This is a genomic window from Pseudomonas sp. P4_C1 (assembly GCF_056402155.1).
Map to the genome: position 1 here is coordinate 1 of NZ_JBFUHY010000129.1, position 6,142 is coordinate 6,142.

The 6,142-nt window shown below is 61.0% G+C and carries 5 protein-coding genes and 1 pseudogene; all 6 read right to left on the reverse strand.

Annotated features, from left to right (window positions below):
• Nucleotides 1-85: 85 nt before the first annotated feature.
• A complete protein-coding gene (locus AC1DU9_RS29160) occupies nucleotides 86-1,492 on the reverse strand; it encodes an ABC transporter substrate-binding protein (RefSeq protein WP_223462836.1) in 1,407 nt (468 codons plus the stop codon).
• A gap of 347 nt (nucleotides 1,493-1,839) precedes the next feature.
• Nucleotides 1,840-2,085 carry a 4Fe-4S dicluster domain-containing protein gene (locus AC1DU9_RS29165; RefSeq protein WP_003180418.1) on the reverse strand — a complete coding sequence of 82 codons (246 nt, stop codon included), beginning with the start codon at nucleotides 2,083-2,085 and terminating at the stop codon, nucleotides 1,840-1,842.
• A gap of 26 nt (nucleotides 2,086-2,111) precedes the next feature.
• A complete protein-coding gene (locus AC1DU9_RS29170) occupies nucleotides 2,112-3,842 on the reverse strand; it encodes a fumarate reductase/succinate dehydrogenase flavoprotein subunit (protein ID WP_477811212.1) in 1,731 nt (576 codons plus the stop codon).
• Entirely contained in the window at nucleotides 3,839-4,591 is a 753-nt protein-coding gene (locus AC1DU9_RS29175; RefSeq protein WP_223462834.1) for a GntR family transcriptional regulator, read from the reverse strand. Before AC1DU9_RS29175 ends, AC1DU9_RS29170 begins: the two co-directional genes overlap by 4 nt.
• Nucleotides 4,592-4,811: 220 nt before the next feature.
• Entirely contained in the window at nucleotides 4,812-5,780 is a 969-nt protein-coding gene (locus AC1DU9_RS29180) for a Gfo/Idh/MocA family protein (protein WP_223462833.1), read from the reverse strand.
• 16 nt (nucleotides 5,781-5,796) lie between these two features.
• Nucleotides 5,797-6,142 (reverse strand): annotated as a pseudogene (locus AC1DU9_RS29185) (Dyp-type peroxidase); the annotation flags it as partial.

The window sequence follows — 6,142 nt, forward strand, 5'->3', positions numbered from 1 at the left end:
GGTCATCACATTCAACCTCGATGTTGAATGTCAGTCCGCTATCGCGAGCAAGCTCGCTCCCACAGGGACTGTGGTGTTTCGACGATTAGCGAACAGCCACAGCCTGGGCAGTGGCATCAGTGAAGTCGAAGACCTTGCCGCCCTTCGCCGTGGCGAACTGTTGGGCCTGGCCTTTGAGCAGGAACGCACTCAGTTGTCCTTTCCCATCGGTGGCAAACCACGCCTGATCCGCCAGCAACTTGATCCCGCTGTCGCTGGCCTGGGCGTACACCGCGCGGATGTTCTTGCCTTCCTGCTTGAGGCTGGCCAGCGCGGCAAACGCCGCTTGCGCCGAGGCGTACTGGCGGACTTTCGGCTCACCGCGCACCCAGATTTCCGCCACGTGACTGAAGTCGGTGATGGCTTGGCCGCTGGCGGCATCGACGGACTTGAGCGGTGTCGGCTGGTAATTCGCAAGCTGCGCGCTGTAGTCCAGGTTCGAGGCCTTGAAGGCGGCGCGGATGTACTGGTCGTCGATGAAGGTGTTGAGATCCAGACCGCGATCGGCCTTCTTCAACAACTTGAGGGTATCGATGGCGGTGCCCACGGCCTGACGGTATTCCGGCTTCCAGCTCAGGTCGCGGGTCTGCACACCGAGGGGGCCATGGAACAGGTAATTGACCTCGGCATCGACCCCGGTGACCTTGGCGATCAACTCGCTGTATTTCTCCGGCTCAGCCACCAGCAGCTGGTTGGCTTCGATACTCGCCCGCAGGTAAGCGACGACGATTTCTGGGTATTTTTTCGCATAGGCCTGATCGACCAGCGCGCCGTGGAAGGTCGGCGCGCTGGCCTGGGAACCGTCATAAATCTTGCGGGCGAAACCCCGGCTGGGGAACAGTTCGGCGAAGGGCACAAAGTCGGCGTGAGCATCGATCTTGCCGGCCTGCAACGCGGAGCCGGCGACTTCCGGCGGCTGGGCGATGATGTTCACGTCCTTGAGCGGGTCCCAGCCCTGGGCCGCCACGGCGCGCAGCAGCATGCCATGGGCGGTGGAAGCGAACGGCACGGAAATGGTCTTGCCCTTGAGCTCTGCCAGCGACTGCACGCCCGATGCGCTTGGCACCACGATGCCGTTACCGCTGCCCTTGATGCTGCCCGACAGCACGCTGATGAACAGGCTGTGCTTGCCCGCCGTTTCGAACGCCACGCCGTTGAACGCGCCGGGGAAATCGGCCATGGCGCCGAAGTCGAGTTTGCCGGCCACCATTTCGTTGGTCAGGGGGGCGCCGCTGGTGAAGTTTTTCCACTGCACCTCGTATTGGGCGTCTTTGTAGGGGCCATCGTGGGGCAGGTATTTGTCCAGCAGGCCCAACTCACGAATCAACAGGCCGCCAGCGGCGCAATTGATGGTGGTGTCCTGGGTGCCGATGGCAATGCGGATGGTTTCGGCCGAGGCCGACAGGGTGAATGAAGCCAGTACCAGACCGGCCAGAGCTGCACGCAACATCATGAGTGTTTCCCCTCGAATCATTTATTGGATGTTCGTCTCCGCCACGATCAGGGCGTGGTGGGAAACGAGGGGTGTCTTGAATCAGGCGTCCGGTGGTGCCGGATGGCGTTTTGGGTTGTTCGGGCTGGCCTCATCGCGAGCAAGCTCGCTCCCACAGGTTTTTCTGGTGTATGCAGGACTTGCGTCTGCCCTCGATCCCCCAGTTTTTTTGGTGTACACAAGATTTGCCACTGGCCTCGATCCCCTGTGGGAGCGAGCTTGCTCGCGATGGCGTTCTTGCAGTCAATGGAGATGTCGCCTGTGCTGGCTTCATCGCGAGCAGGCTCGCTCCTACATTGATTTGTGTTTCAGCGCAGCAGGTACGGKATCTCGACTTTCACAGCGCCCGTCGGACAGTCCTTTTCACAGGGCATGCAGTACCAGCATTCGTCGAACGCCATGTAGGCCTTTTGCGTGGCCGGGTTGATCGCCAGCAGGTCCATCGGGCAAACGTCGACGCACACGGTGCAGCCTTTGTGGGCGATGCATTTGTCTTCATCGACCGTGACGGGTGCGTTGGAGCGAAAGAAGATTTCCTGGGGTTGGTAAGCCATGTTCGGTCTCTCTTTTGTTGTCGGCATCAAGCCGCATCGGCACCGACCCGCAACCGGTCGTAGGCCTGCATCTCGTCGGCATCCAGCGGGATGATGTAAGGCTCGACGGCTTTCCTGAAACTGCTCATCAAACCGTTTTGGTCTTTCTTCAGGTGGCAATGGCAGAACCAGTCGCGGTCGTTGCGTTGCGGGTGATCGACGCGATGGTGGTACAGCCCCCAGCGGCTTTCGGCGCGGAACAATGAAGCGCGGGCGGYCATTTCGGCGCAGTCGCGGATCATGCTGACTTCCATGGCGCGCATCAGCTCGTGGGCGTTGTGGGCCTTGAGCTGGTCGAGGTCGCGCTGGATGTCGCTGAAGCGTTGCAGGCCGATCTGCATCTTCTTCGTCACTTTCGGCGGTTGCAGGTAGTCGTTGACGAAGCGCCGCAGCTTGTACTCGACCTGAGCCGGTGGCAGGCCGTGTTCGCGGTCCAGCGGCGCGTAGACCCGTTGTTTTTCGGTTTCGATCTGCGCGGCATCCAGCGCTGAAAACTCACGCCCGGCGACAAAATCCGCCGCGTTATGGCCGGCGAACCAACCGTAAGTGAACGCGCCAAGCATGTAGTTGTGTGGCACGGCGGCCATGTCACCGGCCGAGTACAAACCCTTGACCGAGGTCTCGGCCTTCTCGTTGACCCACACCCCCGACGCCGAATGCCCGCTGCAAAAGCCGATTTCCGAAATGTGCATCTCGACCATCTGCGTGCGGTAGTCGGTGCCGCGATTGGCATGGAACTGGCCGCGACTCGGACGCTCGTTGCTGTGCAGGATCTCCTCGATGTTCTGGATGGTTTCCTCGGCCAGGTGATCGAGTTTGAGGAACACCGGGCCATTGCCGCTTTCCAGCTCCTGGTGGAACTCCCACATCATCTGCCCGCTCCAGTAGTCGCACTCGATGAAGCGTTCGCCCTTGTTGTTGGCGGTGTAGCCACCCAAGGGGCCGGTGACGTAGGCGCAGGCCGGGCCGTTGTAGTCCTTGATCAGCGGGTTGATCTGGAAGCATTCCAGGTTCGCCAGTTCGGCCCCGGCGTGGTAGGCCATCGAGTAGCCGTCGCCGGCATTGGTCGGGTTTTCGTAGGTGCCCATCAGGTAGCCCGAAGACGGCAACCCCAGGCGTCCGGCGGCACCGCAGGCGAGGATCACCGCCTTGGCCTTGATCACATGGAAGTCAGCGGTGCGGCAATCGAAACCCATCACACCATTGACCGCGCCCTCTTCGTCCGTCAGCAATCGGGTGCAGACCAGGCGATTGGTGATGCTCACCCGCGCGCGCTTCAGCTGCCGATAGAGGACTTTCTTGATGTCGTGCCCTTCCGGCATCGGCAACACATAAGCGCCCATGTGGTGGACCTTTTTCACCGCGTAGTCGCCGGTTTCGTCCTTCTCGAATTTCACGCCCCAGCGGTCCAGTTGCTCGATGGTTTCGAAGCTGTGGGTGGCATAGGCGTACACCGCGGCCTGATTGACGATGCCGTCGTTGGCGATGGTGATTTCCTTGGTGTATTGCTCCGGCGTCGAGTGGCCGGGAATGATCGCGTTGTTCAGGCCGTCCATGCCCATGCTGATCGCGCCGCTGCGCTTGACGTTGGCCTTGTCGATCAACAACACCCGCAGATCACGGTTGCGTTCCTTGGCCTTGATCGCGGCCATGGGACCGGCGGTGCCGCCGCCAATGACAACGATGTCGTATTCCTGCTCCAACGTGCTGCGCGTCATGCCTGCTCCCCTTTTTTCCGGTCGATCCGCAGGCGGTACTGGAAGGCATCGCCACGGTAGTAAAGGTGTTCGAAGTCCAGCGGCCAACCGTCGACATCGTGGGTCAAGCGTTCGATGCGCATGATCGGCGAGCCGGGTTCGACGTTCAGCGCCCGAGTCAGGTCGCTGTCGGCCAGCACCGCATCGATGGCCAGGTCGGCGTGCCCCAGGGTCAGACCGCAGTCGTTTTCCAGGATCTGGAAAATGTCGCGGGTGACCAGGTCGGCTTTTTCCAGGCGCTCGCCAACGGCCTTGGGCAGGTAAGTGATTTCCAGGGAAATCGGCTCGCGATTGATCAGGCGCACCCGTTTGATCTGCGCCACGACCTCGCCTTCGGCGACCTGTAAACGCTCGGCGACGAGCTTGTTGGCGGCAATGAACTTGAAGCTGCGCAGGCGGTTGATCACCTCATAGCCGCGACCGGTCATGGACTCGGCCAGGCCTTGCAGGGTGCTGACGTTCTGGAAGGTTTTCGGTTTGGCGACGAAGGTGCCCTTGCCGTGGATCTTGAAGATCAGTCCTTCTTTTTGCAGGTCACCCAAGGCCTGGCGCACGGTGATGCGGCTGACCTTGAACARCGTGCCAAGCTCGCTTTCGGAAGGCATCTGACTGTCTTGCGGGTATTTGCCGTCGAGGATACGGGTACGCAGCACGTCTCGCAGCTGGGTATGCAACGGAACGCTGCTCAGGGATAGAACGTTATCGGTCATGGCAGATCACTTGTTATAACGAGTTATGACGTGATCTTAGAGAGCCGTGATGTCGATTGAGAAATACCGAATGCGCATAAGGTTAGATGCGCAACGCAATCCAACACTGTAGGAGCGAGCCTGCTCGCGATGGCGGCGGGTCAGTCGATTTCAATGTTGAATGTGAAACCGCTATCGCGAGCAGGCTCGCTCCTACGGGGGATTTGTGTGGTCTGAGGAGTCAGTGGCGCTTGAGGATCTGGTCCATCACCCAATCGGTCTTCAGCGCCTGCTCGGCCACGGCCGGGTGCTGCGCCTCGCCGCGAATATGCGCATTCATGCCCAATACGTGGTGCCACTGAATGTGTGCGTGATGCTCGATGGTCAGGCTGAGGTGTTGATCAGCGTGCAGCTCGACCGGGTGTTCGTCGAACACTGAAAAGGTGATCCGGCCTTTGCTGCCAATCACTTCGACCCGGTCTTCGCGACGGTCTGCAACAAAGTTCCAGCAACCCATGCCCATCGCTCCCGACGCGAACCGCCAACAGGCGCTGACGGCATCCTCGGCGGCATACATCCCGGCCTGCCGTGCAGTGAACCCGGCGACTTCGACGATATCGCCTAACAGATACTGAAACAGGTCCAGGCCATGGCTGGCCAGATCGGCGAAGTAACCTCCACCGGCAATCGCCGGATCGGTGCGCCAGTTATCACTGCCGTTCCGGTCCGCTGCCGACGGCGCTTTGGTGAGGGTCCAGCTCAAGTGCCGGACCTCGCCGATCCGCCCCTCCTCCAGCCATTGCCGCACTTGCCGGAAACGTGGCAGCGAACGTCGGTAATAGGACACGAACAGGTGCAGCCCCGCATCGGCAAACACCTGCTGCATCTCGCGGCTTTGCCCGGCGTTCAGCGCCATCGGTTTTTCGACGCAGCAATGCTTGCCGGCGGCGGCCACCTGCAAGGCATAGGCATGATGGCTGTCGGGCGGCGTGGCGATGTACACCGCGTCGACCTCGGGGTCATTGATCAGCGCTTGCGCATCGGTGTATACCCGAGTGATGCCGTGGCGCGCGGCGTAGTCGGTGACGGCTTCCAGGCGCCGGCCCATCACCGCCACCAACGCCGATCCGGGTGCCTTGTAGAAGGCCGGCGCGCTTTTGCGTTCCGCGACACTGCCACAACCGATCATGCCCCAACGCACCAGGTTCATAGGCTCTCCTTGCTGCTCAGCCGATGCGCAATACGCGCAGGTCCAGTCGACCGTCCTTGAGCGGCGGGCACCAGTAGTAGCCACCGGTGACCGGACGGCTGATGCGGTACAAACCGTCGGTGATGCCGTCTTCCAGGCCACTCATGCGGCGCAGTTGGGCTTCGAAGGCATCGAGGGAAAAACCGAAGGCCAGGAACATCAGACCGGCACGGTCGCCTTCGATCCATGGCATCGAGCGGCGCACCACGAAGGCCTCGGGTGCAAAGCTTTCCTGGGCGGTGCGTTTGACGTGGGCGGAAACCGGCGCGTCGTCGATCTCTTCGTTATCGCTCAAGCGGCGGCCCATGATGTTGTCTTTCTCA